This window comes from Mycobacterium sp. E1747, from assembly GCF_001667775.1.
GTDB lineage: Bacteria > Actinomycetota > Actinomycetes > Mycobacteriales > Mycobacteriaceae > Mycobacterium.
Genome location: NZ_LZJI01000051.1, coordinates 52,424 through 78,656 on the forward strand (window position 1 = coordinate 52,424; position 26,233 = coordinate 78,656).

30 protein-coding genes and 1 pseudogene are annotated in these 26,233 nt (G+C 67.7%); 11 read left to right on the top strand and 20 right to left on the bottom strand.

The features are described 5' to 3' along the window. Positions 1–175: 175 nt before the first annotated feature. Positions 176–1,816: a fatty-acid--CoA ligase FadD5 gene (gene fadD5, locus A5695_RS05745; RefSeq protein WP_068079161.1), complete on the bottom strand. Its 1,641-nt coding sequence runs from the start codon at positions 1,814–1,816 to the stop codon at positions 176–178. A 151-nt stretch (positions 1,817–1,967) separates the two neighbouring features. Here fadD5 and A5695_RS05750 point away from each other — a divergent pair, with 151 nt between their 5' ends. Then, positions 1,968–2,660: a GntR family transcriptional regulator gene (locus A5695_RS05750; protein WP_068079162.1), complete on the top strand. Its 693-nt coding sequence runs from the start codon at positions 1,968–1,970 to the stop codon at positions 2,658–2,660. Between the two features lie 100 nt (positions 2,661–2,760). Here the strand turns inward: A5695_RS05750 and A5695_RS05755 are convergent, their stop codons facing one another. Continuing rightward, positions 2,761–3,207 (bottom strand): SRPBCC family protein, encoded by a 447-nt coding sequence (locus tag A5695_RS05755; RefSeq protein WP_068079163.1) that lies wholly within the window; start codon positions 3,205–3,207, stop codon positions 2,761–2,763. Between the two features lie 94 nt (positions 3,208–3,301). Next, positions 3,302–3,793, bottom strand: coding sequence for a thioesterase family protein (locus A5695_RS05760; RefSeq protein WP_068079164.1), 492 nt, complete (start codon positions 3,791–3,793; stop codon positions 3,302–3,304). Between the two features lie 14 nt (positions 3,794–3,807). On the opposite strand from A5695_RS05760, the gene A5695_RS05765 reads away from it, so the two are divergent. Continuing rightward, entirely contained in the window at positions 3,808–4,917 is a 1,110-nt protein-coding gene (locus tag A5695_RS05765; RefSeq protein ID WP_068079239.1) for an alcohol dehydrogenase catalytic domain-containing protein, read from the top strand. A gap of 3 nt (positions 4,918–4,920) precedes the next feature. Here A5695_RS05765 and A5695_RS05770 read toward each other — a convergent pair whose 3' ends face one another. From A5695_RS05770 to A5695_RS05780, 3 genes are all read right to left on the bottom strand, one after another. Then, on the bottom strand, positions 4,921–6,114 hold the full coding sequence (locus tag A5695_RS05770) for an enolase C-terminal domain-like protein (RefSeq protein WP_068079165.1): 1,194 nt from the start codon (positions 6,112–6,114) through the stop codon (positions 4,921–4,923). A gap of 231 nt (positions 6,115–6,345) precedes the next feature. Next, a complete protein-coding gene (locus A5695_RS05775; RefSeq protein WP_068079166.1) occupies positions 6,346–6,939 on the bottom strand; it encodes a hypothetical protein in 594 nt (197 codons plus the stop codon). A gap of 130 nt (positions 6,940–7,069) precedes the next feature. Continuing rightward, positions 7,070–8,239: a CaiB/BaiF CoA-transferase family protein gene (locus A5695_RS05780; protein WP_068079167.1), complete on the bottom strand. Its 1,170-nt coding sequence runs from the start codon at positions 8,237–8,239 to the stop codon at positions 7,070–7,072. 200 nt (positions 8,240–8,439) lie between these two features. On the opposite strand from A5695_RS05780, the gene A5695_RS27270 reads away from it, so the two are divergent. From A5695_RS27270 to A5695_RS05785, 3 genes are read left to right on the top strand one after another with little or no spacing between them, the layout of a single operon-like run. Beyond that, the gene (locus A5695_RS27270; protein ID WP_231974731.1) at positions 8,440–8,733 is read left to right on the top strand and encodes an SDR family NAD(P)-dependent oxidoreductase; all 294 of its coding nucleotides are present in this window, start codon (positions 8,440–8,442) and stop codon (positions 8,731–8,733) included. Further along, positions 8,717–8,842: a hypothetical protein gene (locus A5695_RS30015; protein ID WP_255398592.1), complete on the top strand. Its 126-nt coding sequence runs from the start codon at positions 8,717–8,719 to the stop codon at positions 8,840–8,842. Before A5695_RS27270 ends, A5695_RS30015 begins: the two co-directional genes overlap by 17 nt. Positions 8,843–8,890: 48 nt before the next feature. Further along, entirely contained in the window at positions 8,891–9,568 is a 678-nt protein-coding gene (locus A5695_RS05785) for a DUF427 domain-containing protein (RefSeq protein ID WP_068079168.1), read from the top strand. Positions 9,569–9,639: 71 nt separating this feature from the next. Here the strand turns inward: A5695_RS05785 and A5695_RS05790 are convergent, their stop codons facing one another. From A5695_RS05790 to A5695_RS05805, 4 genes are all read right to left on the bottom strand, one after another. Then, on the bottom strand, positions 9,640–10,368 hold the full coding sequence (locus A5695_RS05790) for a ZIP family metal transporter (RefSeq protein WP_068079169.1): 729 nt from the start codon (positions 10,366–10,368) through the stop codon (positions 9,640–9,642). Between the two features lie 121 nt (positions 10,369–10,489). After that, positions 10,490–11,665 (bottom strand): acyl-CoA dehydrogenase family protein, encoded by a 1,176-nt coding sequence (locus A5695_RS05795; protein WP_068079170.1) that lies wholly within the window; start codon positions 11,663–11,665, stop codon positions 10,490–10,492. Further along, positions 11,665–12,585 carry an LLM class F420-dependent oxidoreductase gene (locus A5695_RS05800; protein ID WP_068079171.1) on the bottom strand — a complete coding sequence of 307 codons (921 nt, stop codon included), beginning with the start codon at positions 12,583–12,585 and terminating at the stop codon, positions 11,665–11,667. The genes A5695_RS05795 and A5695_RS05800 overlap by 1 nt, the downstream gene beginning before the upstream one ends. A gap of 15 nt (positions 12,586–12,600) precedes the next feature. Beyond that, entirely contained in the window at positions 12,601–13,482 is an 882-nt protein-coding gene (locus A5695_RS05805; protein WP_068079172.1) for an acyl-CoA thioesterase II, read from the bottom strand. Positions 13,483–13,741: 259 nt separating this feature from the next. Between A5695_RS05805 and A5695_RS05810 the strand changes: the two genes are divergently transcribed. The 3 genes from A5695_RS05810 to A5695_RS05820 are packed head-to-tail and all read left to right on the top strand — an operon-like array spanning position 13,742 to position 15,978. Beyond that, positions 13,742–14,560, top strand: coding sequence for an SMP-30/gluconolactonase/LRE family protein (locus A5695_RS05810; protein ID WP_068079173.1), 819 nt, complete (start codon positions 13,742–13,744; stop codon positions 14,558–14,560). A gap of 10 nt (positions 14,561–14,570) precedes the next feature. After that, positions 14,571–15,407 (top strand): thioesterase family protein, encoded by an 837-nt coding sequence (locus A5695_RS05815; RefSeq protein WP_068079174.1) that lies wholly within the window; start codon positions 14,571–14,573, stop codon positions 15,405–15,407. A 28-nt stretch (positions 15,408–15,435) separates the two neighbouring features. Continuing rightward, a complete protein-coding gene (locus A5695_RS05820) occupies positions 15,436–15,978 on the top strand; it encodes a TetR/AcrR family transcriptional regulator (protein WP_068079175.1) in 543 nt (180 codons plus the stop codon). Here A5695_RS05820 and A5695_RS05825 read toward each other — a convergent pair. The 5 genes and pseudogenes from A5695_RS05825 to A5695_RS05840 all read right to left on the bottom strand — a co-directional run bounded on the left by A5695_RS05825 (position 15,975) and on the right by A5695_RS05840 (position 19,292). Further along, positions 15,975–16,325, bottom strand: a complete 351-nt coding sequence (locus A5695_RS05825; protein WP_068079240.1) for a hypothetical protein — start codon at positions 16,323–16,325, stop codon at positions 15,975–15,977. The two genes, A5695_RS05820 and A5695_RS05825, sit on opposite strands and share 4 nt — an antisense overlap. Before the next feature lie 42 nt (positions 16,326–16,367). After that, positions 16,368–16,451 (bottom strand): annotated as a pseudogene (locus A5695_RS29410) (hypothetical protein); the annotation flags it as partial. Between the two features lie 88 nt (positions 16,452–16,539). Continuing rightward, on the bottom strand, positions 16,540–17,280 hold the full coding sequence (locus tag A5695_RS05830; protein ID WP_068079176.1) for a glucose 1-dehydrogenase: 741 nt from the start codon (positions 17,278–17,280) through the stop codon (positions 16,540–16,542). A gap of 16 nt (positions 17,281–17,296) precedes the next feature. Next, positions 17,297–18,397 carry a diacylglycerol kinase gene (locus A5695_RS05835; protein ID WP_068079177.1) on the bottom strand — a complete coding sequence of 367 codons (1,101 nt, stop codon included), beginning with the start codon at positions 18,395–18,397 and terminating at the stop codon, positions 17,297–17,299. 271 nt (positions 18,398–18,668) lie between these two features. Beyond that, entirely contained in the window at positions 18,669–19,292 is a 624-nt protein-coding gene (locus A5695_RS05840) for a TetR/AcrR family transcriptional regulator (protein ID WP_068043316.1), read from the bottom strand. A 162-nt stretch (positions 19,293–19,454) separates the two neighbouring features. Between A5695_RS05840 and A5695_RS28310 the strand changes: the two genes are divergently transcribed. Beyond that, on the top strand, positions 19,455–19,580 hold the full coding sequence (locus tag A5695_RS28310; protein WP_007167223.1) for a hypothetical protein: 126 nt from the start codon (positions 19,455–19,457) through the stop codon (positions 19,578–19,580). An 89-nt stretch (positions 19,581–19,669) separates the two neighbouring features. On the opposite strand, the gene A5695_RS05845 is transcribed toward A5695_RS28310, so the two are convergent. The 4 genes from A5695_RS05845 to A5695_RS05860 form a co-directional block, all read right to left on the bottom strand. Then, positions 19,670–21,094, bottom strand: a complete 1,425-nt coding sequence (locus A5695_RS05845) for an NAD(P)(+) transhydrogenase (Re/Si-specific) subunit beta (RefSeq protein WP_068079178.1) — start codon at positions 21,092–21,094, stop codon at positions 19,670–19,672. Beyond that, a complete protein-coding gene (locus tag A5695_RS05850; protein WP_066949393.1) occupies positions 21,091–21,420 on the bottom strand; it encodes an NAD(P) transhydrogenase subunit alpha in 330 nt (109 codons plus the stop codon). The genes A5695_RS05845 and A5695_RS05850 overlap by 4 nt, the downstream gene beginning before the upstream one ends. Positions 21,421–21,429: 9 nt before the next feature. Next, positions 21,430–22,512 carry a Re/Si-specific NAD(P)(+) transhydrogenase subunit alpha gene (locus tag A5695_RS05855; protein WP_068079179.1) on the bottom strand — a complete coding sequence of 361 codons (1,083 nt, stop codon included), beginning with the start codon at positions 22,510–22,512 and terminating at the stop codon, positions 21,430–21,432. Positions 22,513–22,737: 225 nt separating this feature from the next. Next, a complete protein-coding gene (locus tag A5695_RS05860; protein WP_068079180.1) occupies positions 22,738–23,199 on the bottom strand; it encodes a nuclear transport factor 2 family protein in 462 nt (153 codons plus the stop codon). A 121-nt stretch (positions 23,200–23,320) separates the two neighbouring features. Here A5695_RS05860 and A5695_RS05865 point away from each other — a divergent pair, with 121 nt between their 5' ends. Together A5695_RS05865 and A5695_RS05870 are read left to right on the top strand one after the other, a co-directional pair. Further along, positions 23,321–24,541, top strand: coding sequence for an acyl-CoA dehydrogenase family protein (locus A5695_RS05865; protein ID WP_156749483.1), 1,221 nt, complete (start codon positions 23,321–23,323; stop codon positions 24,539–24,541). After that, positions 24,534–25,361 carry a tyrosine-protein phosphatase gene (locus A5695_RS05870; protein ID WP_068079182.1) on the top strand — a complete coding sequence of 276 codons (828 nt, stop codon included), beginning with the start codon at positions 24,534–24,536 and terminating at the stop codon, positions 25,359–25,361. Before A5695_RS05865 ends, A5695_RS05870 begins: the two co-directional genes overlap by 8 nt. On the opposite strand, the gene A5695_RS05875 is transcribed toward A5695_RS05870, so the two are convergent. Beyond that, positions 25,358–26,221: an SDR family oxidoreductase gene (locus A5695_RS05875; protein WP_068079183.1), complete on the bottom strand. Its 864-nt coding sequence runs from the start codon at positions 26,219–26,221 to the stop codon at positions 25,358–25,360. The genes A5695_RS05870 and A5695_RS05875 overlap by 4 nt on opposite strands. Positions 26,222–26,233: the final 12 nt, after the last annotated feature.

Genomic DNA, 26,233 nt, shown 5'->3' on the forward strand with positions numbered 1-26,233 from the left:
CCCCCACGCGGCCGGGGACGCCCCCGTTTCGCCCCGACCCAACGTGAGTGACCATCGGCTCCCTACTGGCAAGTAGTAACGGAGACCACAGGAATGTACCCGATGGCCATGCACGTGTGAACTGCATCAGCACAATTAACCCTTCGTCAACAGCGGGCAAACGTTACAGGTTCCGTCAGCTTTCCTCCCTGTCCGTAGATTCCTTTGCACCGGAATGGTTTTCATCGAAATTTGCGGTTCCGTAACGGATCCGCAGCTCAGTCTTGAGCACCTTGCCGGCGGGGTTGCGCGGCAACGCATCCACGATCTCGATCGCCTTGGGATGCTTGTAGCGCGCCAGCCGCTCGGCCAGGAACTCATCGAGCTCGTCGAGCAGCAACCGGTCGCCCGCGACGGCCGCGACCGCGATCGGCACCTCGCCCCACTTCTCGTGGGTGCGCCCGATGACCGCGACCTCGACGATGCTCGGATGGCTGGCCAGGACGTTCTCCACCTCGGCGCAGTAGATGTTCTCTCCGCCGGAGATGATCATGTCCTTCTTGCGATCCACCACCCAGACGTAACCCTCCTCGTCCATCCGGACGAGGTCGCCGGAGTGAAACCACCCACCGGCGAACGCCTCCGCCGTGGCCTCCGGGTTGTTCCAGTAGCCGCTCATCAAAGTTGGTGCGCGGTAAACGATTTCGCCGACCTCGCCGGCCGGCACGTCATTCATGTTCTCGTCGACCACGCGGGCGGCCACCGTCGGGATCACCTTGCCGACCGAGCCGCGTTTACGGATCGCGTCCTCGCCCAACAGCATGCAGGTCACCGGCGACATCTCGGTCTGGCCGAAGGCGGCGAGGATCTGGGTGCCGGGGAACGTCGCCGACATCTCGCGCAGCAGCGCGTCGGGCGCCGGCGCGGCTCCCCACGACATCACCCGCAGCCTCAGGTCGCGGGGCCGTGCCTGTTGCTCGGCGCAAACCGCCTGCCACTGCGCTGGCACCAGGAAGAGACCGGTGACCTTCTCTTCGGCCAGCACGTCGAGCAGTTGCCCCGGCTCGAACGCGCCGAGCGGATAGATCACCGTCGGAGTGCCCAGCAGGAGCCCGGTGAGCATGTTGCCGATGCCCGCGATGTGGAAGAACGGGACGCCGACGAAACCGACGTCGCTGTTGATGTCGGCGCCGTTGGTGTACAGGCCCGTCATGGTCTGGCCGGTCAGGTTGGTGTGGGTCAGCACGGCGCCCTTCGGGCGGCCCGTGGTGCCCGAGGTGTACATGATCAGCGCCGGCGAATCGTTCGGAATGTCGACGGGGTCGTGCGACACCCCGCGCTCGTTGATCAGGTCTTCATAACCGAGCACGCTGTCCTCGCCCGCGCCGCCGGCCACCACGATCGTGGCCGCCATCGGCTCGACCTCGCGGACCCCCGCGGCCACCGGGGCGAGCACCGATTCGGTGATCATCACCCGGGCTTCGCAGTCCTGGACCAGGAAGGCGATCTCGGCGGGGGTGAGCCGGAAGTTCAGCGGCACAGCGATGGCCCCGAGCATGTTGACCGCCAGCACTGACTCGACAAACTCGGTGCGGTTGAGCATCAGCACCATGACCCGGTCACCGAAGCCGACTCCCCGACGGCTCAACGCATCGGCCAGGGCCGCCACCCGCCGCCGCAGCTCCCCCCACGTCACGCTCTTACCCAGGAACCGCAGCGCCGGGGCGCCCGGTTGCATCAGGGCGTGCCGTTCGAGTTGGGTCACCCAATTCTGCCGCCGGGACAGGTACGGCTGCTCTGTCCCCTGCGTCAGGTGGGTCGCCAATTGCGCGGTCAACTCCAGCCTTCCCCTTCACTCCCGCACCGCTTGCGCCAGGTTGATATTTGATAAAACATAGTGTTGTCTGGGTCACATTATGGCCTAAAAGCCCTGCTGACAAGCCCCGACAAAAGTTTCCACATCAACCTCGAAAGCCCTGGCAGCCCCCGTGAACGCACCGACATCCACGCGACTGAGGCGCCGACGGCCCCTGCGCCGGGCGCAGTTGTCCGACGAGGTCGCGGGGCACCTTCGCGCGGCGATCATGTCCGGGGCGCTGGGGCCGGGGACGTTCATCCGCCTCGATGAGACCGCGGCCGAGCTCGGCGTCAGCGTCACACCGGTGCGCGAAGCCCTGCTCAAACTCCGCGGCGAGGGCATGGTGCAGCTCGAACCGCACCGCGGCCACGTCGTGCTTCCACTCACGTGGCAGGACGTCGAGGACATCTTCTGGCTGCAGGCCACCATCGCCAAGGAGCTGGCCGCCGCGGCCACCGACCACATCACCGACGCGGAAATCGACGAGCTCGCACGCATCAACGAGGCGCTCGCGACGGCCGTCGGGTCCAGCGACGCCGAGACGATCGCGGGCATCGAGTTCGCGTTCCATCGGGTCTTCAACCAGGCGAGCGGGCGGATCAAGCTGGCGTGGTTCCTGCTCAATGCCGCGCGCTACATGCCGGTGGCGGTGTATGCGGCCGACCCACAATGGGGTGCGGCCGCCGTCGACAACCACCGGCAGCTGATCGCCGCGCTGCGCCGGCGCGACGCGGCCGCGGCGATCGAGCACACGGTGTGGCAGTTCACCGACGCCGCCGCAAGGCTGACGGAGATACGGGACCGCGCGGGAATCTTCGACTAGCGGAGGTCGCCAGCGCGGCGAAGCCGGGCGCAGCGGGCCGCCGCCATAGATCTAGCGGAGGTCGCCAGCGCGGCGAAGCCGGGCGCAGCGGGCCGAGTCGTCAGGATGGGCCCGCGGCCAGCTGTTCGGCGCGCCGCTTGAGGCTCTCGGCCAGGTGGTCCAGGACGTTGTTGAGAAGCTGCTTGACCATCGGCGCGGGAACCGGCATCGAGGTCTCGACGTCCAAATCCACGGTCAGCAGGCACGACGTGCCCATCTCCACCACGCTGAACAGCTGCTCCTGCTTGGTGAAGAGGTCGCCCTGTTGCAGGACGGTCTGGATCTGGTTCTCCCCCGGGTAGTACACGGCCTGGATGAACACGCTCTGCATGCCTTGGTAGTCGGTGTCGAGCCGCAGCTGGCTAGGCCGCCCGTCGTCGTAGCGGGCGAGCACCCAGAGACCCTTGATCTCCTCGTTCCACTGCGGGTAAGCCTCAAAGTCCGCGACGATGGCCATGATCGAGGCGGCGTCGGCGCTGACTTCGACGGTCTTGCTCATAACTGGCATTGGCGAAGCATAGCCGGGTGGGCGACGCGTCCCGACGGTGCGGCCCGGGCAGCGATTTCTCGCGAAAGACCCGGCGCCCCGGGCAATCTCGGGCCTATCGATCCACGCGGGCCGTCGACAGCAGCGACCGGATGGGGTCGGGGATTTCGATCGGCTTGCGGCTGGCGCGATCGACGTAGACGTGAACCCAGTGGCCCAGCGCGGTGATCGGCTGAGGCTGCCCATCCCGCGCCCCCTGGAACACGCCGAGCCGGTAGGTGACGCTGCTTCGGCCCAGCCGGGTCACCGCCACCCCCACCGTGAGGCCCTCAGGGAAATGCAGCTCCGAGAAGTACCGGCAGCCCGACTCGGCGACGATGCCGAGTGCGGGCGTGCTGAGCGGGTCGAGCCCGGTGCTGGTGTTGATCCAGGCGTTGATGGCGGTGTCGAACAACTGGTAGTACACGGCGTTGTTCAGGTGGCCGAACATGTCGTTGTCGGCCCATCGGGTTCCCACCGGCCACAGCACCGGAAAGTCATCGCTGGTGAGTCCGTCGGGCGCCGGCGGCACCGCCGGAGTCGGCGAGACCGGGGATTCCGAAGCCATGGTTGTATTCCAGCATGGTTCAGATTCGGGGGGCCGTGCTGGACGGGATCGGTCTGGCCCGCCCGTACGCCGAGTCCCGGCCGATCCGCGTCGTCGATCTCGACTTGGATCCGCCCGGCAGCGGTGAGGTGATGGTCCGCATCGAGGCGGCCGGCGTGTGTCATTCCGACCTGTCGGTCGTGGACGGCAACCGGGTCCGGCCGGTGCCGATGCTGCTCGGTCACGAGGCGGCCGGAATCGTCGAGCAGATCGGCGACGGCGTCTCGGACCTCGCACCCGGTCAGCGGGTGGTGCTGGTGTTCCTGCCGCGCTGCGGCCACTGCGCGGCCTGCGCGACTGGGGGCCTGACGCCGTGCGAGCCGGGCAGCGCGGCCAATGCCGCCGGGACGTTGCTCGGCGGGGACATCAGGCTCAACCAGGCCGGCCACCGGGTGTATCACCACCTCGGGGTGTCGGGCTTCGCAACGCACGCGGTGGTCAACCGGGCCAGCGTGGTCCCGGTGCCACCCGACGTGCCACCCGAGGTCGCCGCCCTGCTGGGCTGCGCGGTCCTGACGGGCGGGGGCGCCGTGCTCAACGTCGGCGATCCCCAACCGGGCCAGGCGGTCGCCGTCGTCGGGCTGGGCGGTGTCGGCATGGCGGCGGTACTCACCGCGCTCACCTACGACGGCGTGCGCGTGGTCGCCGTCGACCAACTGCCCGACAAGCTGACCGGCGCGCGTGCCCAAGGCGCGCACGACGCGTACACCCCGCAGCAGGCCGTCGACGCCGGCGTGAAGGCCGCGGTGGTCATCGAGGCCGTCGGCCATCCCGCCGCCCTCGAAACGGCCATCGCCCTCACCGCCCCGGGCGGCCGCACCGTCACCGTCGGACTGCCACCGCCGGATGCACGAATTTCGGTGTCGCCGTTGGGTTTTATTGCCGAGGGACGGTCGCTGATCGGCAGTTACCTGGGCTCGGCGGTGCCCAGCCGTGACATCCCCCGGTTCGTCGCGCTGTGGCAGTCGGGCCGGCTTCCGGTGGAGGCCCTGGTGTCCTCGTCGATCCGGCTGGATCAGATCAACGAGGCGATGGACAACCTCGCCGATGGCATCGCCGTGCGACAGCTGATCAGGTTCGACTAGCCGCTACCGCGGGTGCAGGGGCGCGATGGGTTCCACCGCCACGTCCGGCAAACGGTGTTCTTCGATGTAGTCCCAACGGATTTGGTAGCCCAGTCCGGGCGCCGACGGTATCTCGACGAAGCCGTCCGGGGTGAGGGGGTCGCACGGCGCCGTCAGGTACGGCGGCGCCGCGTCGTAGCGAGCCCCGGGCCCGAGCAGGCCGCGTTCGTAGTACTCGCAGACGTCGTCGCTGGTGGCGCCGAGGACCTGTAGGTTGCCGAAACCGCTCATGTGCAACTCGCACCGCATCCCGACGGCCTCGCACATTCCGGTCAGTTTCATCACGCCGGTGATGCCTCCGCGTAGGACGTCGATTCGGCTGATGTCGGAGGCGTGGCGCAGGATCCAGTCCGCGCGGGTGTAGATGCTGCCCTCGGCGATCTCGGGAGAGCAGATCGGGATGTCGAGCTCGTCGCCGAGTCGCCGGTAGGCCTCCACCCGGTACTCCGGCATCGGGTGCTCGTACCAGTAGAAGCCCAGCCGCTGAAGCTCGCGGCCGACGCGCAGCGCGTCCTCGTAGGTGTGGTAGGTGCCCCAGGGGTCGAACATCAGCACCATCTCGTCGCCCACCGCCGCCCGAACCTCGCGGCACACCCGGATGTCCCAGTCCACATACGACGGTCGCGGCAGGGCGAACTGACCTGTCGCGGGATTCCAATAGTGGTAGGGGTGAATCTTGTAGGCGCCGTAGCCCCGACGCTTACAGTCGAGCGCGTGCGCGGCGTATTCCTCGGGCGATCCGAGATTGTTGAAACTGCTGGCATAGGCCTTGACCCGGTCCCGCGCGCCGCCCAGCAATTTGCGCACCGGCAGGCCGGCGGCTCGGCCGGCCAGGTCCCACAGGGCCAGATCGACGACGCTGCAAACGTTTTCGGGCAGCTTGGCCGCCCACAGTTGGCGCCAGATCTCCGCCCGGTCGAACGGGTCCTGGCCGCCGAGCAGCGGGCTCAGGAATTGGGTGATGATCGCCCGATCCCCCGGCAGCAGTCCGTCCTGGTCCCCGTGGAAGTGGCCGCCGAAGTAATAGCCCTCGATGCCCTCATCGGTGATCACCTTGGTCACGGTCTGCACCACGCGATAGTCGGTCATCAGCTGACCGAAAGAGATTCGGTCGACGGATGTCTCGAACGGTACGACCTCGAGGCCGGTGATCTTCATGACAGCACATTCTGCCGACGGTCCCGGCGCTCAGAGTAGAGGCGAAGGTCCCGCGCCGGCCTCGCGCAAGGCGCTACCGCGGGCGGGCGCCTGCAGCGCGGACAGCCGCGCGCCGATCTCGTCGATCATCGGCCGGTAGGTGCCGCAGAAAACCTCGGTGAAGTGGTTGCTGCGCCCGGCGCCGAGCGAGACCGTCTCGTGAAAGTAGCGTGCGGCGAAAGTACTTCTCCATCAGTCGAGCCGGACCAGCCCCGAGTCGCCGCGCGCACAGGTTGCCAAGTCACAGAATAGTGTCTCGGTGGAATAGACCGTGGGGCAATCGATTCCGGCCGCCGCCAGCGCGTGGCCCTTGAATCTGCGCGCCGCCGCGCTGAGCGCGTACTGGGCACGGGCCACCCCGCGATCCACCCGCAGCGGCCATCCGGTCGGCGCTTGGCCCCACAACGCCACTTCGGTCGTCTGGTCGTCTAGCGACCCGACCACCTGGTCGCGCACCCGCGCGTCCGCCGTAAACGCCTCGGCGCTCACCGCGAGGCTCTCACTCGTCGCGCCCCGGCCCACGGTGGCGAAGTACTCCCCCACGTCCAGCGCCTGCAGCCCGAGGATCCGCAGCGATCGCGCGTCGCCGCCATCCGGCAGTAGCACGGTGACCTGCCAACCGGCCATCGCCCGGTCATAGAGCCACCCGCCGGCCGATTGGACGACATCGAGGGCGCTCACCGCGATGACGTCGAGCCGGTATCGCAGACAATCTCGGTCCGCACGATTTGTTCGGGCGGCCTTGACCCGGCCGCCATGGCTGATCTCGAAAGTGGACGTGACCATTCAATCCGTTCCTCACCGCCGCACCGAAACTGGCGCTTGCCGCAACGCTTGTCCTGGGCTGGAGCCGCCTCGCATGGCTCACCGGACAGCGTGACACTTGGGAGTGATTTTGTAAAGGTGCGACCGGCGGTCAAGAGCCGTGGCGTGCCTTGAGTTCGGCGAGCACCTCCTCGGTGTGCTGCCCGAGTTCCGGTGCCGCAGAACGCGGGGCCCAGGGTGTGCCGTGGAAATCCGCCGGGGTGGCGACCATCGCGACGCCGGCTGCCCCGTCCGGCACGTCGATGATGCCGCCGGCGGCGTGGAACTGCTCGTCGGCGACGACGTCTTCGAGGCTGTTCACCGGGGACCAGAAGAAATCGGGTTCGCCCGCGAATACCTGCGCCCACTCGTCGAGGGTCCGGGTCGCGAAGATGGCGTCCAGCTCGGCGATCAGGACCGTCGCGTTGAAGAACCGCGCGTAGGCGTCGACGAAGCGAGGATCGTCCAGCCAGTCCGGATGGCCGACGGCGCGACACAGCGGGGGCCAGTGCCGGTCGACGTCGAGCCCGACGATCCAGAACCGCCGCCCGTCAGCGGTCGCGTAATTGTTCATGCAGGGGTTGCCCATCGTCTCGCGTTGCCCGATCGCGATCGGCTGGCCGGTCAGCAGGTAGGTGTTGAGGTCGAAGCTCACGGTGTAGGCGCCCTGGCGGTACAGCGACGTGGTGACCAGCTGACCGGTACCGGTGCGCTGCCGGGCCACCAGCGCCGCGCAGATCGCGGCGGCCAGCGTCATGCCGGCCGAGTGATCGCCCATGCCGCCGCGCTGGAACGGCGGAGTGTCACCGGGGCGGGTGAGCAGGTGCGCCACGCCGGCGCGCGACCAGAAGGCGGCCACGTCGTAGGCTGCGCGGTCGGCGTCGGGCCCGGTTTCGCCGTAGCCGGTGATCAGGCCGTAGACCAGGCGGGGGTTGTGCGCCGCCACCGATTCGAAATCCAGCCCCAGCCGTTGTAAGGCGCCGGGGCGCACATTGGTGACGAAAACGTCCGCGTCGGCCAGCAATTCGAACGCGGTGTCGCGGCCAGCCTCCTCCGCGAGGTTGAGCACGACGCTGCGCTTGGAGCGGTTGTCCATTTCGAACGGCGGGTTGACGCCGAGGTCGCAGCCCAGCATCCGGCCGAACAGGCGCCCGGGGTCACCGCTCGGCGGCTCGATCTTGATGACGTCGGCGCCCCAGTCGGCCAGGATGCCGCCCGCGGCCGGCCCGGCCACCCAGACCCCGAGTTCGACGACCTTGACGCCCTCCATTGGTCCCGCCATGGCTAAGTTCCTACCGGCTAGCCGCCCGAAGTGCACGCATCCTCAGCGATTTCGGCGGGTATCGGTGGGGCCCTGATTTGCCGACCGATGATTCTGCGCGTCGCGATGTATCGGAATAGCTGCGGGGGTCGTGTGACGGCTCGCAGCGGTGAGCCCACCACGCGTGCGGCCCGCCGGCAAATTCAACCAGAAGGGAGACGATGGTGGCCACAGTCTCGGGAAAGGCGATTCTGATTACCGGTGGGAATCGCGGCATCGGGCATGCGCTGACCGTGGAAGCCTTGAAGAGAGGCGCGCGGCGGGTCTACGTGGGTACCCGAAAGGCCTTGGCGGACAAGGGCGATTCGCGGGTGACGCCGTTGACCCTGGACATAACCGACGGGGCGCATCTCGAGGCGGCGGCCGCGCAGGTCGACCCGCCGCCTCGACATACCGAAGGCCGCGCCGGAATCCGTGGCGCGCGCCATCTTCGACGGGGTGCAGAACGACGATGACGAAATCTTCCCCGATCCGCTGTCACGGTCACTGGCCGAGCGCTGGGGCGGCGGTGCCACCAAGGTGCTCGAACGCCAGTACGCGGCGCTGCTGGACGCGGACCGCTGAACGCGCCGGCGTCGACCGGCCCGGCGGTCGGAGGTCTAGCCTCACACCATGAGCCTGGTTGCCGGACGTGGTCCGCTCAGCAGCGATCCGGTCGGGCGATTCTCGCCGCCGCTGCCGCCCGACGTCGTCTTCATCGAGCCCCATCCGCGTCGCGTGCAAGCGTTCCAGGATGGCCGCCTGGTGATCGACACCGAAGGGGCGCTGCTGGTCCACCGGCGGGGCGCACCGCTTAGCTACGTCTTTCGCGCCGAGGATGTCGCCGACCTGCCGACCGAACCCGAGCCCGAGGCACCGGGCTTCGTCCATGTGCCCTGGGATGCCGTCGACAGCTGGCACGAAGAGGGTCGCGAGCTCGTTCATTACCCGCCCAACCCGTATCACCGCGTGGACTGCCGCCCCACCAGACGCCGCCTGCGTGTCTCGGTCGCCGGTACGGTGCTGGTGGACACCGACGACACCGTGATCCTGTTCGAAACCTCGTTGGCACCACGGCTTTACGTCGATCCGGCGCACGTGCGCACCGAACTGCTGCGTCGGTCGGACACGGTGAGCTATTGCAATTACAAGGGTTTCGCCACCTACTGGTCGGCCGACGTAGACGGCCGCGTAGTGGACGATGTCGCTTGGAGTTATCCGGATCCCCCGCCGGAAAGCCTGCCGATCAAGGGACTGCTGAGCTTCGACCTCGCACGGGTGGACGTGGTGGCCGAGCTGCCGCACTCTTGAGCGCGAAAGCGCAACTGGCGACGGATTTCCCGAGTGCCGCCGTCGGTAGTTGCACTTTCGGGGCGGAGCGGCTAACTGGCCAGCCCGATGATCGCCAGCATGAACAGCACCCCGCCGATGGTGCATGCCAGGGTTAGCGGGGTCCGGCGGCCAGCGTCCGCCCTCGGCAGGATGTCCGCGCCCGCGAGATACATCAGGAAACCGGCGAAGAAGCCGAGGTACACCTCGAGCAGGCGATGGGGAATCGTCACCGCCAGCGTGAGCGCAGCCCCGGCCACCGGTGCGACGGCGTCGGCGCCCAGCAGCGCCAGCGCCCTCCGCCGGTCGTTTCCGTAGAGCGAGGTGATGGTGTAGGTGTTGAAGCCGTCGGCGAAATCGTGGCCGATCACCGCGACCGCCACCACCGCACCCGCGGCCGCCCCCGCCTGGAACGCGGCGCCGATGGCGAATCCGTCCATGACGCTGTGACCGATCAGACCCGACGCGGCGAGGATCCCGACGCCGGGCGCGTCCGGATCACCGGCATGCTCCGATCCGTCGCCGCGATGGATGCCCACCGTGTGTTCGATGACGTGCAGGACCAGAAAGCCGAGGACGAACGCGAGCAGCGGAACCGGTATACCGAACAGGACCCAGTACTGCTGGCTCATTGCTTCCGGCAGCAGGTCGAAGGCCACCGCGCCGAGCATCAATCCGGCGGCCAGGCCGAGCACCAGATAGCGATAGGAACCGATCCGCAGCGCGGCATAACCGCCCAGCAGCGTAGTGATGAACGAGCCGAGGGCCACGAGAACAACCACTGCGGGCCCACCTCTCTGCGACCGGTACTCGGTGAAAAAGGTAGCGCGAGACCCGGGGATCGGCGACCTGGCGGCCCCGGAGTCGGGCCGACGAAAGTGCCGCTAGCGAACGGCTTCTGAGCTATCCACCGTAACTGGGGCGGCCCAGCTTCAGCTCATGCTGGGCGATCATGTTGCGGAAGACTTCCAGGGTGCCGCCGTAGATCCCCAGCGGCAGCGCCAGCCGGTAAAGGTGTTCTGCCGCACCGTCGGTGGCAGAGCCCGCAGTGTCGGTGGGCAATGCCGACGACGTCCCCAGGACGTCCATCAGGTCCGGGGTGACGTCGCGCATCGTCTGCGCGACCGCGACCCGCCCGAACATCCCGGGCGTGGACAGCGCCGCCTCCATCCGGGCGACGCCGCGCCCGAGCCGGTATTTCACCGAGTCGTCGTCGATCGGCCGCCGCCCGTCAGGGCGGGGTTGAGCGGCGGCTGCCGTGACGGCGTCCACGACTTCGGCCATCAGGTCGCCGTGGGGCGCCATCGCGGCAATGTATTGCAGGCCATGGTCTTCGGGGTCGACGATGCCGTGCTCGTAGTCCAGCGCCGCGCGCATCACCGTCCAACCGCCGTTCACCTCGCCGATGCGGTAGCGGTCGTCGACGCGGACGTCGCTGTAGTAGACGATGTTGGTGCGGTCGCCGTCCAGGGTGCGGATGCCCTGGATCTCGATTCCGGGCGAGTCAAGCGGCACCAGGAACATGGTGAGGTTTCGGTGTTTGCGGCCCTGCGGGTCGGTATTGGTGAGCAGGAAGACGTACCGGGCGTTCTGCGCGTTGGACGTGAACATCTTCGAGCCATTGACTATCCAGCCGTCGCCGTCGCGCACGGCGCGCGTCTTGCAGGTGGCGACGTCGGAGCCGCCTTCGGGCTCGGTGTAGCCCAGGCAGAGCCGGATCTCGCCGGTGAGCACACCGGGCACGACCTGATCGGCGAGTTCCGCCGCACCGAATTGGCGGACCAGCCGCGCGACCACCGACGTGGTGCCCCAGTGATACCACGGCGTGTGGGCGCGGGCGATCTCAAGCTGGAAGATGCGCCGGCGGACCGGGCTGAACCCGCCCTCGGACTCCGGTTTCCAATCCGATTCCAGGTACCCGGCCTCACCCAGGGCCAAATGCACCCGCTCGTCGAAGTTTTCGCCGAACTCTAGCTGACGGTGCAGCACCTCGTCCGTGACGTGCTTCGCGATGAACGCCCGGGTCTCGTCGCGGAATGCCTGGTCCTCGGGTGAGAGTTCGACGCGGGAGAAATCCATCAGGCCACGTCGATCACCAGGGTGCGGAAGCGGTCGAGGGTCTCGAGCGCGTGGGCGATGCTGTCGCCCGGCAGGTGGACGCTGACCCACGTCACGCCAAGCTTGGCGAGCTTTTCCAAACCATCGAGGTAGGCGTCAGCGTTGAAGTCGTCGTCGGTGATGCTGCCGCCCTCGAAGTTGGTGAAGGTGATGTCGATCGCCGACCAGTCCCTGCCCACGGCATCGCAACGGCGCCGCAGGTCGTCGATGCCCTCGCGCAGGCATTCCGCCGAGTCGAGGGCGGCGGTGCCCGCCGTCCGGGCCAGTTGAGGCGGCGCCGGGAAGGGGCACCAGCCGTCACCGTACTGTGCCACGCGCTGCCGCGCCGACGACGTGTTGCCGCCGATCCAGATCGGCGGGTGCGGGTCGCTGACGGGCCTGGGGTGCGCGGTGATCCCGCGTGCATTGAAATGCTTTCCCTGGTAAGTGATGTCGTCGCCGGTCCAGACCGCCCGGATCACCCGCAGCGCTTCCTCGAACAGTTCGGCGCGCTCGTCGTAGCTGACACCGAGCGCGGCGAACTCCCGCTTGAGGTAACCCACCCCCACGGCAAGCGTAAACCGACCACCCGAGAGCAGATCCAGCGTGGCGCCAGATTTGGCCACCACGAAGGGATTTCGATACGGCAGCACCACGATGTTGGGAATCAGCCGCAGCGTGCTCGTCGTGGCGGCCGCGAAACCCAGCGCCACAAAGGGATCCAACGCGTCATGCCCGCCGGCTTCCAGCCAGCGCTGCGACGGAGCGGGGTGATCGGTGAAGCCGAACCCGTGAATGCCGGCCGCTTCGGTGGCGGCGGCCACCTTCCCGATGCCGTCGCCGCTGACCAGCTCCGGGTTGTACGGGTGGCTGTGCATCGGGTGGGTGATGGTGAAGCGCATGGCCGCGACCAGCCGCTAGAACCGTGCGCGGGAGTCGATCGCCGTGTCGCTGGTGCGCAGCGGCCGGATCAGCGACTGTTGGGCGAAGGAGCACAAGAGCTCCCCCTCCTCGGAATGCACCGTGCCGCGCACATACGACATTCCCGCGCCGACCTGGGTGCTCTCGTGGGTGTACAGCAGCCAGCCGCCCCAGCGCACCGGCTCATGGAACGCCACGGAGATGCTCATCGGCGCGGTGGACACGGTCAGGTGGGCCTGGGCGGTGCCGATGCCCGCGTGCGCCCGCATCGTCGTGGAGATGCCCAGGTGGCCGGTGAAGTATGCGAGCAGCGCCTTGGCGAGGTCGTCGCGTTCCGGGATCGGGTCGTAGTGCAGCCACGCGTGCAGTTCCGGGGGCCCGACCTCGTCGGGGCTGTTGACGTCGACGACGTCGACCAGGCGCAGTTCACGGCCAACCATCGGCATCGGCGCGGGGTTCGCGTCGGCGGGCCCGGTCACGTCGGGGCGCGGCAGTTGGTGCCGGATGACGTCGGCGGTCGGGACGTCCGCCAGCACCGTGATGCTCAGGCAGCGCCGCCCGTTCTGCTGCACGGCGACCACGGCGGTGGCGGTGGACCGGCCCTCGGCGACGACGTCGAGGACGAGCTCGATCGGCGGCCCGACGGTCACGGCGCGGGAGAATACCGCGTGCGCCGAGCGCACCGACTTGTCTGGAAATCGCTTGGCAACCGCGACGATTGCCTGGGCGAGCACCTGGGTGCCCTCCACCACCTGCCGTTCGTCGCCGCCCGCGAGCCCGGTGTCGCCGGTGAACCGGTCCTGCCCGTCGGCCTGCACGTCGAACAGATCCAGCAGGCCCTGAACCGTCCACTCGGTCTGCTCAGATTCGATAGTCAAATCCGCTCCATCTTTCGTTGGCAGCTCACCGCACAGCGTGACACTTTGGCTGAGATTTGTAAATGTTGGCTAACGATGGCGGGGCTGGTGGGCGGCCAAGGACACCCCGGCTGCCGGATCAGCTCTTTCTGCAGGTCAACCCCGGCGGGTTAGCACGAGGCCGTCGCGAGGAAAGCAGCCCGGTCGTGAAATTGACACCAGCACCCGCGGTGCCTGACACTTTGGCGGTGTTTTGTAAAGCGGTAGACGGGGTGCGCGGATGATTCCCAAACCGCTGGCCAACGACTTCTGCTTCGGCGAGGGCCCCCGTTGGTTCGAGGGACTGCTGTGGTTCTCCGACCTGCTCGGCGAGGCCGTGCACACCTCGACCATGGGTGGGTCGGTGACCACGCTGCCGCTGCCCGGGCACTCGCCGTCGGGCCTGGGTTTCCGGCCCGACGGATCGCTGCTGATCGTCTCGGCCGAAGACCGCAAGGTGCTCCGCTACGACGGTGAGACCGTCAATTCCATCGCCGATCTCGCCGACCTGGCGCCGGCCAATCTCGGCGACATGGTCATCGACGATGCGGGGCGGGCCTACATCGGCTGCCAGGCGATCATCGGCGGTTGCATCATCCGACTCGACCCGGACGACAGCGCAACCGTCGTCGCCTCGGACCTCGACTTTCCCAACGGCATGGTGATCACGGCCGACCGCCGGACCCTGATCGTCGCCGAGTCGATCGGCCGGCGGCTTACTGCGTTCAGCATCGATGGGCACGGCGGCCTGGCCGACCGCCGCGTCTTCGCCGAGGGCCTCGACGGTCCGCCTGACGGCATCGCCGTCGATGCCGACGGCGCGGTGTGGGCGTCGATGACGCTGGCCCACCAATTCGAGCGGATCACCGAGGGCGGCGCCGTGACCGACCGCATCGACATGGGTGAGCGCGTCGCGATCGCCTGCGCGCTCGGCGGCCCGGAGCGCCGGACGCTGTTCTTGTTGTCCAGCACGGACGCCCATCCCCAGCGCCTGGTCGGGACCCGGCTGTCCCGGCTGGACGCCGTCACGGTGACCATCCCCGGCGCCGGCCTGCCCTGAGAGGTTGAGGATGACCGACTCCTACTACGAACTCGTCGACGGCGCCGACCCGCTGGGGGAAAAGTTCCGGGCCACCGACCTAACGCGCGGCACCTGGTCCGCCGCCATCCAGCACGGCGGCCCGGTGTCCGCGCTGCTGGTCCGGGCCTTGGAGCGGTGCGAACAGCGCGACGACACCCGCCTGTCCCGCGTCGTCATCGACCTGCTGGGCGGGGTGCCCGCGGAGGGCGACCTGTGGGTCGACGCACGGGTGCAGCGCGGGGGCAAACAGATCGAATTGGTCGGCGCCGAGATGCTCGCCCCGGGTCCCGACGGCGAGCCCCGCCCGGTCGCGCGCGCCAGCGGCTGGCGATTGCAGACGCTGGACACCCGGGAGGTGGCGCACGCCGCGCCCGACATGTCCGCGCCGCGGAGCGAGGCGCGCAACCGCAACCTGAAAGCGCGGGACTGGGACCGCAACTACGTGCACAGTCTGGACTGGCTGTGGCTGACCGAGCCGCTGAGCGAGGGCCCGGGCGAGTCGTGGATTCACCCGACCGTGGACCTGGTAACCGGCGAGAACATGACACCGCTGGAGCGCTTGTTCGCCGTCGCTGACTGCGCCAACGGCATCGGAAGCAAGCTGGACATCAGCCGGTGGACGTTCCTGAACACCGATCTGGCAGTGCACGTGTTCCGCGTTCCCGACGGCGAGTGGATCGGCATTCGCGCCGAGACCAACTACGGCCCGGACGGCATCGGCACCACGGTCGGTACCTTGTTCGACGAGCAGGGCGCGGTCGGGGCCATCCAGCAGTCGGTCCTGGTGCGGCCGCGGCCGCCCAAGTCTGGCCGGGCGGCGAAATGACCCTCCACCACTTCGTAGAGTTGCAGGTATGAGCCGGCCTGCCCAGACCGCAGAGTCTGACACGTCGACGCGTCAGCGCATCCTCGATGCCACCGCCGAGGTGCTCGGCCGCAACGGCAAGACCAAGCTCAGTCTCTCCGACGTCGCCGCTCAGGCCGGGGTGTCCCGCCCTACGCTCTACCGCTGGTTCGCGTCCAAAGAGGAGCTGCTTTCGGCCTTTTCGAGCTACGAGCGGCAGATCTTCGAGAGCGGCCTGGTGCGGGCCACCGCGGGCCTGAAGGGGGTCGACAAGCTCGACGCCGTGCTGCGGTTCATCGTCGAGTACCAGCACTCGTACTCCGGTGTACGCATGGTCGACGTCGAGCCCGAGCACACCATCGCCCAGTTCTCCCACGTCATCCCGCAGATGCGGGAGGGCCTGCAGCGGCACCTGACCGGGCCGAACGCCGCGGTGAAGGCGGCGACCGTCATCCGGATCGCGATCTCGCACTACATCGTCCCCAGCGACGACGCCGACCAGTTCCTGGCGCAGCTGCGGCATGCCGTCGGCATCAAGCAGCCATCCGATTAGTCGAGCTGCACCGCGACGTTGACGCGGCCCTTCTCATCTCGGCTGGCGATCGCATGTCCGGTGCGGTCGGCGCCGTCGAAGTTGAGCAGCGTGATCGGACCGCCCTCGCCGAGAAAGTTTCGCCACCATGTCTTGCTATCGGGCGACATGACGTGGATGACGATGCCGTCGCCGCAGCGGCGGTACCCGACCGGGGTCTGGATCGTCTTGCCCGAACGCCTGCCGACGTAGCGAATCTTGATCAGCCCGCGTCGTACCAGCCGCCCGACGACGGGCGCGTCGATCATCCCGCCGAACACATTGTTGACGAGTCCGACGATGGGCGTGTCGAAGATTCCGGATGCCATGAATCGCAGGTATGTCAGGCGGCGCAAGGATGATTACTTTCCGTGTTCGACGCTGCGGCCCGCGAGGACGTCGGGATCGCTGACGACGTGGTTCGACCCCACGACCTCGGCCAGGCTATGCAGCATCGCCACCATCCCCTACGCCGAACGTGCACTGATGGCGAAAAATAAACCCAATTCTCGCCGTGGGTGCACGTTCGGCGACGAACCGAGCCTAGAACTCCTTGTGCGGCACGTCGGTCACCAGCCCACCGTCCATGACGAATTCGCTGCCCGTGGAGTAGGACGATTCGTCGCTGGCCAGGAACAGGATGAAGGTCGACACCTCCCGCGACTCGGCGGGGCGACCGAGTGGAATCGTCACCATGTCCTCCGGCAGGTGCTGGGTCATCGGGGTGCGGATGAAGCCGGGGTGTACCGAGTTGACGCGGATGTTGTGCGGCGCCAGCTCCAAAGCCGCGGACTTCGCCAGCCCGCGCACGCCCCACTTGGAGGCGACATACGGGTGCACCATGGGCGCCCCGCGCAGGCCCTCGATGGACGACACGTTGATGATCGATCCGCCCCCCGCGGCGATCATCGGCTCGACGGCCGCCCGCATGCCCAGGAACGTTCCGGTCAGGTTGACGTCAATCACCTTCTGCCACTTGGCTAGATCGAAACTCTTCAGCGGTCCGAGCGCGACGGTGCCGGCGTTGTTGACCAACACGTTCAGCTTGCCGAATTCGCTGACCGCGGTCTCGACGGCGGCGTCCCACTGGTCGGGCTGGGTGACGTCGAGGTGGACGTAGCGGACCGCGTCGCCGATCTCGTCGGCCACGGCCTTGCCCTCGTCGTCGAGGATGTCGCCGATCACCACCTTGGCGCCCTCGGACGCCAGGAGCCGCGCATGCTCGGCGCCCATCCCCCGCGCTCCCCCGCTGATCAGCGCAACTTTGCCATCTACCCGTCCCACAGGGACTCCTTTCGATTTAGGTGCTCACCAAAGTGGTTGGTGCGTAAAGGCCTTTGCCGGTGACCAAAGGCAGGTCGAGCGTGGTCCGAATGCCCGGCGGTGCGGCGATGACCGCGGGGATGGCGTTGACGATGCGTCCCGCGGCACCGGCGATCGCAGCGTGGTTATGGTCGCCCTTGCGGCTGCTCGGGATGATGTCGACGGCGTACGACGGCTCCCCGGTGATCTCGACTCGGTAGGAGCCGTCGCCCGCGGCGGGCTGAGGCAAGTCCGGCCGCAGGTCGGGCCGCAGCCGGGTAACGTGTTCGATGACGATCGCGGGGTGGCCCTTGACCATGCCGCGGATCTCGAACTGCAGCACCGCCACGGTACCCTTGGCAACCCGGCCCACCGCGATGTCGAAATCCTCCGGTGCCGGCTCGCGCTGGTAGGACTCGGTGATCTCGTCGACCTCGATACCCAGGCCGGCGGCCAGCTGGCGGATCGCGGTACCCCAGGCGATGCTGAGGATGCCCGGTTGCAACAGCATCGGGATCTCGTCCATCGGACGGGCAAATCCCATGTAGTGCATCACTTCTGCGCCGTCGTAGCTCGCGTAATCGTGAATCTCCATGCAGCGCACCTGCTCGATGCGCTGACAGGTCCCGGCGAGCGCGAACGGGATCAGGTCGTTGGCGAACCCCGGGTCGACGCCGCTGATGAAGATGCTCGAATTACCTTGTTTGGCAGCATCTTCGACGCGGCCGATGTACTTGCCGGGCATCACGCCCCACGGGTATTGCAGCAGCCCGGGCGACGAGCCGACGACGTTGACGCCGGCGGCCAGGATGCGTATGACGTCGGCCATCGCCTCGGGCAGCCGGGTGTCGCCCATCGCGCAGTAGACGACGCACTCGGGCTGGGTGGCCAGCAGGGCGTCGAGGTCCGCGACGGCCGTGACGCCGGTGATCACACCCGGTTCCAGGGCGACACCGCAGAGTTCGCCGGCGTCCCTGCCGACCTTTTCCGGGGTGGACACGCACACGCCCGTCAGCTCGAACTGCGGGTTGGTGATCAGCTCGGCGAGGGCCAACCCTCCGACGTTTCCGGTACCGACGTGCGCGACGCGGATCGCCATGAGAGTCTCCGTCCTTCGAGCGCTCCAAACGTTTCTAGACAGTAGTCCATAAATTCTATGCCGCATACCGGCGAACTGGATCGCGACCGCCTCCGCACCGTGAGGTCAAGCTGTGTCCCGAGGGCCATTTCGCGATCTACGTCGACGAGGCGTCCGACGGTGTCGTCGCCGACCGGCTCGCCTTTCTGGACAAGCACATGAAGGGTGGGCGGGCCTAGGGGCGACCGCGAGCGCGGCGCAGCCGGGCGAAACGGGTCGCCCCCCCGTCGGACTACGGGCCGAGCGGGGAACTCGTGCGGATCGCTTCGTCACGGATCAGACCGCGCAGCAGCGCCGTGCTGAATTCCGCGGCGATCTCCTTGGCGCTGCGACGTCCACTGGGCCGCAACCACCGGTAGGCACCGAGCGTCATGCCGATGTATCCGAGCGCCAGCACGTGCGAGTCGCACTGGTAGAACTCGCCGCTGGCGATCCCCCGGTCGATGAGGCCGTGAACGTGCTCGTAGACCTGGGTCTCCTTCTCCCGGACCGCGGCGACCTGCTCCTCGGTGAACCACTCCGCGATGTAGGGCGCCTCCTGAAAGTAGACGGCGGCCCGCTCGGGATTGGCGGCGATGCCGGTCAGCAGGCGGACCGTGTACTGGTAGAGCGCCTCGCGGGCCGTCCAGGACGGATCGTCGTGGACGGCGGCCAGCGTGCCCTCGGCGGCCTGCTGGTAGATGTCGTACAGGATCAGCGACTTGCTGGCGTAGTAGTGGTAGACCGTCGCCTTGTTCAGGCCGATCACGTCGGCGACGTCGTCCATCCGGGTGCCGTGGTAGCCGCGCGCGGCAAACAGCTTGGTGGCGACCGCCAGCAGCTCCTCGCGTCGCGTTAGTCCGTTCTCGGATGGCATCTGCCCTCGCTATCGTCACTGCCGGGCGGGACTTGGGGTGCCGGGCAAGGCCAATTATCAATCAACTGGTTGGACAGTTTAGGCAAACGCCAGGTGTTGCCCCGATAGGGATGGGACTAGACTCGCTGTCAAAGCTCAAGTCGCGACTGGAGGGGTGGCCTCATGGATCCGAGCCCGGACTACGACGCTAGCGACGAGATCGAGTTTTTCTTCCGCTACGTGCCGTGGGGTTTGCGCGGCGTCGTCGACGGCAACGGCTACCCGCCGCCCGCCTACCCGCCGGTCTAGCCTCTACAGCACCTGGCGATGACCCGCTGCGCCCAGTCCCCCGCAAGCGGGAGGTGCCCCCACCGCGGCGCTTGCGATCACCACGATTGCTATAGCGCCTTGAGTTCCTCGGCGACCTCGGTCACCGATTTCTTCGCGTCCCCGAACAGCATCGTCGTCCCGTCGGCGTAGAACAGCGGGTTGTCGATGCCCGCGAACCCGGAGTTCATCGACCGCTTCAGCACGATCACCGACTTGGCCTTGTCCACGTTGAGGATCGGCATGCCGTAGATCGGGCTGGATTGTTCGTTGCGCGCCGCCGGGTTGGTGACGTCGTTGGCGCCGATGACGATCGCGACGTCGGTGCGGGCGAACTCGTCGTTGATGTCGTCCATGTCCTTCATCGCGTCGTAGTCGACCTCGGCCTCGGCCAGCAGCACGTTCATGTGCCCGGGCATCCGGCCGGCGACCGGGTGGATCGCGTACTTGACCGGCACGCCCTTGCCCTCCAACAGCGACGCCATGTCCTTGACGGCGTGCTGGGCCTGTGCGACCGCCAGGCCGTACCCCGGCACCACGATCACCTGGTTGGCGTAGGCCATCTGAATCGCCGCATCGGCGGCCGACGTCGCCTTGACGTGCTTGTCGCCGCCGCCGTCGGCACTGGGCGCCACGCCTCCGCCGCCGAATCCGCCCGCGACGATGGCCGGGATCGAACGGTTCATCGCCTTGGCCATCAGGTTGGTCAGGATCGAACCCGAGGCGCCGACGATCATGCCGGCCACGATCATCGCGGTGTTGTTCAGCGCCAGGCCGGCCGCGGCGGCCGACAGCCCGGTCATCGCGTTGAGCAGCGAGATGACCACCGGCATGTCGGCGCCGCCGATAGGCAGCACCACCATCAGGCCGAGCACCCCCGCGGCGGCCAGCAGGCCGACCATCCACCAGAGCGACACCCCACCGGCGCCGGGATGCGCACCCAGGCCGATGACCACCGCGGCGGCCACCGCGCCGGCCAGCAGCAGCAGGTTGATCGGCTGCTGGGCCTTCCCGAAACCGATCGGTGAGCCCGAGATGATCTCCTGCAGCTTGCCGAACGCGATGATCGAGCCCCAGAACGAGATCGAGCCGATGATCGCGGCGAACAGCGACGCCACCACGATGTGAACCGTCGGCGACTCACCATGCTGGAAGGCCGAAAAGCCGCTCGTCTCAATGAATTCCGACAGCGCGATGAGCGCGACCGTGCCGCCGCCCACGCCGTTGAAGAACGCCACCAGCTGCGGCATGGCGGTCATCTTGGTCAGCCGAGCCGGCGGGACGCCGAGCACCACACCCACCACCAGGCCGGCGATGATCAACACCCAGGACTCGGTGTGCCGGATCTTGATCAGTGTCGCGGCCACAGCGATTGCCATGCCGACCGCGGCGATCAGGTTGCCCCGCACCGCGGTCTTGGGCCCGGTCAGGCCCATCAAGCCATAGATGAAGAGCGCGAACGAAATGATGTAGAGAACGGTGACCAGGTAGTTCATTTCGCCGCCAGGTCTTCGGTCTTCACGGGTGCGGCCTTCTTCTTGCCCTTGAACATCCCGAGCATCCGGTCGGTGACGATGAAGCCGCCGATGACGTTCAGCGTCCCGAACACCACGGCGACGAACAAGATGATCTGCACCGCCAGCGAGGGGTGCTCAACCTCGCCGAAGACCACCAGAGCGCCCAGCACCACGATGCCGTGAATGGCATTGGTCCCCGACATCAGCGGGGTGTGCAGGGTGTTGGGTACCTTGGAGATGACCGCGAACCCGACGAACCCGGACAGCACCAGGATCGCCAGATTGGCCAATAACTCGTCGTACATGTAGTCCTCTCAGGCCCGCGTGACACAGGACGCCGCGACGACCTCGTCGTCGAAGTCGGGGGCCAGTTTGCCGTCGGTGATCAACAGGTCGAGCAACGCCGTGATGTTCTTGCTGTAGAGCTCACTGGCGTGCTCGGGCATCGTCGCGGGCAGGTTCAGCGGCGAAGTGATGGTCACGTCGTGCTTGACGACCGTCTTCCCCGGCTCGGTGAGTTCGCAGTTGCCCCCGGTCTCCCCGGCCAGGTCGACGACGACGCTGCCGGGCTTCATCGACTCCACCGCCGCGGCGGTCACCAGGCGCGGGGCGGGACGCCCCGGGACCAGCGCGGTGGTGATCACGACGTCGAACCCGGCGATCGCCTTCTCCAGCGACTCCTGCTGCTGGGCGCGTTCGGACTCGGTGAGCTCGCGGGCGTACCCGCCCTCACCGGCCGCGTCGATGCCGATGTCGAGCCATTGGGCGCCCACGGAACGAACCTGGTCGGCCACCTCCGGGCGCACGTCGTAACCGGAAGTCCGCGCGCCCAGCCGCTTGGCCGTCGCCAACGCTTGCAGTCCAGCCACCCCAACGCCGAGCACCAGCACGCTCGCCGGCTTCACGGTGCCCGCCGCCGTGGTCAGCATGGGGAAGAACCGGGTCGACTCCGACGCCGCCAGCAGGACGGCCTTATAACCGGCCACGTTGGCCTGCGACGACAGGGCGTCCATGACCTGGGCTCGCGAGATCCGCGGAATGGCCTCGAGCGCGAACGCTTGCACCCCGGCCTCGGTGAGCGCACCGATGGAGTTGTCGGCGTTGCGCGGCGCCAGGAACCCGATCAATGTCTGCCCGCGGCGCAGCCTGCCGACCTCTTCTTTGGTCGGCGGCGCCACCTTCACGACGATGTCGGCGGCCCAGGCGTCGCCGATGCCCGCGCCCGCCTCGGTGTAGAGCTGGTCGGGAAGCAACGCCTTTTCGCCGGCACCCGACTCGACCACTACCGCCACACCACTGCTGATCAGCGACGCCACCGCCTTGGGAACCAGCGCGACCCGTCGCTCGTCGGCCCCGGACTCGGCGACCACCCCTACCGTCGTCTGCGCATCTGTCATGGCGCGTACATCTGCTTTCCCGTTTCCTGCCGATTGGATGTGCCGCTGGCTGGCCGCACGCTTCGCTACCTTAACGCTTGCCGGTTTTCGGCCCGGACGTGCGATCGACCGGGGTGGGATACCCCCCAGCGGCCAATCGACTCCCGTCGATGGTTCGTTACCCGCGGCACACGCAGTACCGCCCGCCGTGTTGTGGACTCACTCGAGTGCGTTGTGGCCGGCCCGTTACCAGAGCGGGATGTCGACGCCGTGCTCGGCGGAAGGCCGCGGCCCGAAGTAGCGGCGCTCGGACTCGTCGATGCGCACGTCATTGATGCTGGCCTCGCGGCGCGCCATCAACCCGGACGGGGCGAACTCCCACAACTCGTTGCCGTAGCTGCGGTACCACTGGCCGCTCGCGTCGTGACATTCGTATTGGAACCGCACGGCGATGCGGTTGTCATGGAAGTCCCACAAGCTTTTTCGCAGCACGTAGTCCAGCTCGCGCTGCCACTTGCGGGTCAGAAACGCCACGATCGCGTCGCGGCCGACGACGTGTTCGTCGCGGTTGCGCCACTGCGAATCCGGCGTGTAGGCCAGGCTGACCTGGCGCGGGTCGCGGGTGTTCCAGGCGTCCTCGGCGGCCTGCACCTTCTGCAGCGCCGTCTCGTAGGTGAACGGGGGGAAGGGCGGACGGGATTCGGTCATGGCGCCATGTCTACCGCGAACAGACACAAAGTCGCACTAATCCGTACGGCGGCATGCGACTTTGCGTCTGCTCGGCGGGTCGTGCGGCAGGTGTCCTATCGTGGCGGTCATGGACTTCGCGATGTCGGCCAAAGCAATCGATTACCACAAGCGGCTGTCCGACTTCATGACCGAGTACGTCTTCCCGGCCGAGGCCGACTACGAGAAGTACCGGCACGAGGCCGGCCCTAACGATCACACGGTCCCGCCGATCATCGAGGAACTCAAGACCAAGGCCAAAGCGGCCGGGCTGTGGAACCTGTTCCTGCCGGCCGAGTCGGGCCTGACCAACCTCGAATACGCGCCGCTGGCCGAGCTCACCGGCTGGAGCCTGGAGATCGCGCCCGAGTCGCTCAACTGCGCGGCGCCCGACACGGGCAATATGGAAACGCTGCACCTGTTCGCCACCGAGGAGCAGCGCAAACGGTGGCTGGAGCCGTTGCTGGCCGGCGAAATCCGCAGCGGCTTCTCGATGACCGAGCCCGCGGTCGCCAGCAGCGACGCCCGCAACATCGAGACTTCCATCGTCCGCGACGGCGGCGACTACGTGATCAACGGTCGCAAGTGGTGGACGTCCGGCGCGTCGGATCCGCGCTGCAAGATCCTGATCGTGATGGGCCGCACCAACCCCGAGGCGGCCAGCCATCAGCAGCAGTCGATGGTGCTGGTGCCCATCGACACCCCGGGCGTGACCGTGGTCCGCTCGACAACCGTTTTCGGTTACCAAGACCAGCCCGGGCACTGCGAGATCATCTACGACAACGTCCGAGTGCCGGCCACCAACCTGCTCGGCGAGGAGGGCGGCGGCTTCGCGATCGCCCAGGCCCGGCTCGGACCGGGCCGCATCCACCACTGCATGCGCGCCCTCGGTGGCGCGGAACGCGCGCTGGCCCTGATGGTGGATCGGGCCAACAAGCGGGTGGCCTTCGGCCGCCCGCTGGCCGAGCAGGGCGTGGTGCGGGAGGCGATCGCCAAGTCGCGCAACGAGATCGACCAGGCCCGGCTGCTGTGCCACAAGGCGGCGTGGACCATCGACCAGCACGGCAACAAGGCCGCCCACACGCTCGTCTCGCAGATCAAGGCGGTAGCTCCCCAGGTGGCCTGCGACGTGATCGACCGCGCCATCCAGGTGCACGGCGCCGCCGGCGTCAGTGAGGACACCGTGCTGGCCCGCTCCTACGGCTGGCACCGGGCCATGCGCCTGTTCGACGGCCCCGACGAGGTGCACATGCGGACCATCGCGCGCGCCGAACTCGGCCGGGAGAAATCTCCGCTCGCCGCGGCGGTCACCTCGCATGACTGAAACATTGCGAGAGCTGTCCGGCGCGTGGAACTTTCGCGACGTCGCCGACGAGACGCCCGGGCTTCGGCCCGGCCGGCTGTTCCGCTCCGGTGAGCTGAGCCGTCTCGACGACGCGGGCCGCGCGACGCTGCGCGAGTTGGGTATCACCGATGTCGCCGATCTGCGCGCCGCCAGGGAAGTCGCCCGCCGCGGCCCCGGACTGGTTCCCGACGGCGTCGACGTCCACCTACTGCCACTTCCCGACCTCGGCGACGAGGAGCAGAGCGACGGCGACGAGGCTCCGCACGAAACCGCGTTCCGGCGGCTGTTCGAGGGTGATCCCGACCAATCCGACGAGGCCGTCAACGAGGCCGCCGTCCGCCACATGACCGACGAATACCGGCAATTCCCGTTTCGCAACGGAGCGCAACGCGCTGTGCGGCAAGTCTTTTCGTTGCTGGCGGCCGGGCGTTCGGTGCTCACCCACTGCTTTGCGGGCAAGGACCGCACCGGCTTCGTGATCGCCACGGTGCTGGAGACGGTCGGCATCGACCGCGACACCATTGTCGCCGACTACCTGCGCAGCAACGCCGCGGTCCCCCAACTGCGAGAGCACATCTACGAGATGATCCAACATCGCTCCGATGTCGAACTCACCCCGGAGGTCGTCACGTTCACCAAGGCGCGACTGTCCGACGGTGTGCTCGGCGTGCGTCCGGAATACCTGGCTGCCGCGCGCGAGACGATCGACGCGCGGTTCGGCTCGCTGGACGCCTACCTGCTCGATGCAGGCGTCACGCAGGCGGACGTAGACCGCCTGCGTGACCACCTTCTGGTCTAACCGAGCTTGAAGCTGGCCTGCTTGGCCGCGGAGAGGTCGTCGATCTCCGACCAGTGCGCGGCGACGTCCTCCACTGACGGCGGCTTGTCGAAGTTGGCGCCCTCGTTCTGGAACAGCGCCACCCGTTGCACCTTGCCTCCGCCGACGACGAAAACCGAAGCGGTGTTGGGGTTTTCCTCGGTGCACAGGTAAGCCACCACCGGCGCGACATACTCGGGTGTCAGCTTCTCGAGCACCTCCTTGGGCATGATGTCCTCGGTCATCCGGGTGGCCGCGATCGGCGCGACGGCGTTGGCGTGAATGTTGTACTTCGCGCCCTCCTGGGCCAGCGTGTTGATCATGCCGACCAGGCCCAGCTTGGCCGCCCCGTAGTTGGTCTGACCGAAGTTGCCGAACAGACCGCTGGTAGAGGTGGCGACGACCACCCGGCCGTAGCTCTGCTCCCGGAAATGCGGCCAGGCGGCCCGCAGCACGTTGTACCCGCCATACAGGTGCACCTTGAGCACGGCGTCCCAGTTCTCGTAAGTCATCTTGTGGAAGGTGCCGTCGCGCAGGATGCCGGCGTTGCTCACCACACCGTGGATGGCGCCGAACTCGTCGAGCGCCGTCTTGATGATGTTGGCGGCGCCGTCGGGGTCGGCGACGCTGTCGTAGTTGGCGGCCGCGCGCCCACCCGCGTCCCGGATTTCCTTGACCACCTCGTCGGCCATGTTGTGGCCCGCGCCGGTGCCGTCGCGCGCGCCGCCGAGGTCGTTCACGATGACGCTGGCGCCTTCGGCGGCCAGGGTCAGGGCGTATTCACGGCCCAATCCCCCACCGGCTCCGGTGACGACGATGACACGATCCTGCACTCCGGGCATTAGCTTCCTCTC

Bases quoted from the DNA above. Each gene is read 5' to 3' on its own strand.
- A5695_RS05755 (WP_068079163.1), bottom strand. From the start codon at position 3,207: ATGCCAGTTATGAGCAAGACCGTCGAAGTCAGCGCCGACGCCGCCTCG.
- A5695_RS05760 (WP_068079164.1), bottom strand. From the start codon at position 3,793: ATGGCTTCGGAATCCCCGGTCTCGCCGACTCCGGCGGTGCCGCCGGCG.
- A5695_RS05765 (WP_068079239.1), top strand. From the start codon at position 3,808: ATGGTTCAGATTCGGGGGGCCGTGCTGGACGGGATCGGTCTGGCCCGC.
- A5695_RS05770 (WP_068079165.1), bottom strand. From the start codon at position 6,114: ATGAAGATCACCGGCCTCGAGGTCGTACCGTTCGAGACATCCGTCGAC.
- A5695_RS05775 (WP_068079166.1), bottom strand. From the start codon at position 6,939: ATGGTCACGTCCACTTTCGAGATCAGCCATGGCGGCCGGGTCAAGGCC.
- A5695_RS05780 (WP_068079167.1), bottom strand. From the start codon at position 8,239: ATGGCGGGACCAATGGAGGGCGTCAAGGTCGTCGAACTCGGGGTCTGG.
- A5695_RS27270 (WP_231974731.1), top strand. From the start codon at position 8,440: ATGGTGGCCACAGTCTCGGGAAAGGCGATTCTGATTACCGGTGGGAAT.
- A5695_RS05785 (WP_068079168.1), top strand. From the start codon at position 8,891: ATGAGCCTGGTTGCCGGACGTGGTCCGCTCAGCAGCGATCCGGTCGGG.
- A5695_RS05795 (WP_068079170.1), bottom strand. From the start codon at position 11,665: ATGGATTTCTCCCGCGTCGAACTCTCACCCGAGGACCAGGCATTCCGC.
- A5695_RS05800 (WP_068079171.1), bottom strand. From the start codon at position 12,585: ATGCGCTTCACCATCACCCACCCGATGCACAGCCACCCGTACAACCCG.
- A5695_RS05810 (WP_068079173.1), top strand. From the start codon at position 13,742: ATGATTCCCAAACCGCTGGCCAACGACTTCTGCTTCGGCGAGGGCCCC.
- A5695_RS05815 (WP_068079174.1), top strand. From the start codon at position 14,571: ATGACCGACTCCTACTACGAACTCGTCGACGGCGCCGACCCGCTGGGG.
- A5695_RS05820 (WP_068079175.1), top strand. From the start codon at position 15,436: ATGAGCCGGCCTGCCCAGACCGCAGAGTCTGACACGTCGACGCGTCAG.
- A5695_RS05825 (WP_068079240.1), bottom strand. From the start codon at position 16,325: ATGGCATCCGGAATCTTCGACACGCCCATCGTCGGACTCGTCAACAAT.
- A5695_RS05835 (WP_068079177.1), bottom strand. From the start codon at position 18,397: ATGGCGATCCGCGTCGCGCACGTCGGTACCGGAAACGTCGGAGGGTTG.
- A5695_RS05840 (WP_068043316.1), bottom strand. From the start codon at position 19,292: ATGCCATCCGAGAACGGACTAACGCGACGCGAGGAGCTGCTGGCGGTC.
- A5695_RS28310 (WP_007167223.1), top strand. From the start codon at position 19,455: ATGGATCCGAGCCCGGACTACGACGCTAGCGACGAGATCGAGTTTTTC.
- A5695_RS05845 (WP_068079178.1), bottom strand. From the start codon at position 21,094: ATGAACTACCTGGTCACCGTTCTCTACATCATTTCGTTCGCGCTCTTC.
- A5695_RS05850 (WP_066949393.1), bottom strand. From the start codon at position 21,420: ATGTACGACGAGTTATTGGCCAATCTGGCGATCCTGGTGCTGTCCGGG.
- A5695_RS05855 (WP_068079179.1), bottom strand. From the start codon at position 22,512: ATGACAGATGCGCAGACGACGGTAGGGGTGGTCGCCGAGTCCGGGGCC.
- A5695_RS05860 (WP_068079180.1), bottom strand. From the start codon at position 23,199: ATGACCGAATCCCGTCCGCCCTTCCCCCCGTTCACCTACGAGACGGCG.
- A5695_RS05865 (WP_156749483.1), top strand. From the start codon at position 23,321: ATGTCGGCCAAAGCAATCGATTACCACAAGCGGCTGTCCGACTTCATG.
- A5695_RS05870 (WP_068079182.1), top strand. From the start codon at position 24,534: ATGACTGAAACATTGCGAGAGCTGTCCGGCGCGTGGAACTTTCGCGAC.
- A5695_RS05875 (WP_068079183.1), bottom strand. From the start codon at position 26,221: ATGCCCGGAGTGCAGGATCGTGTCATCGTCGTCACCGGAGCCGGTGGG.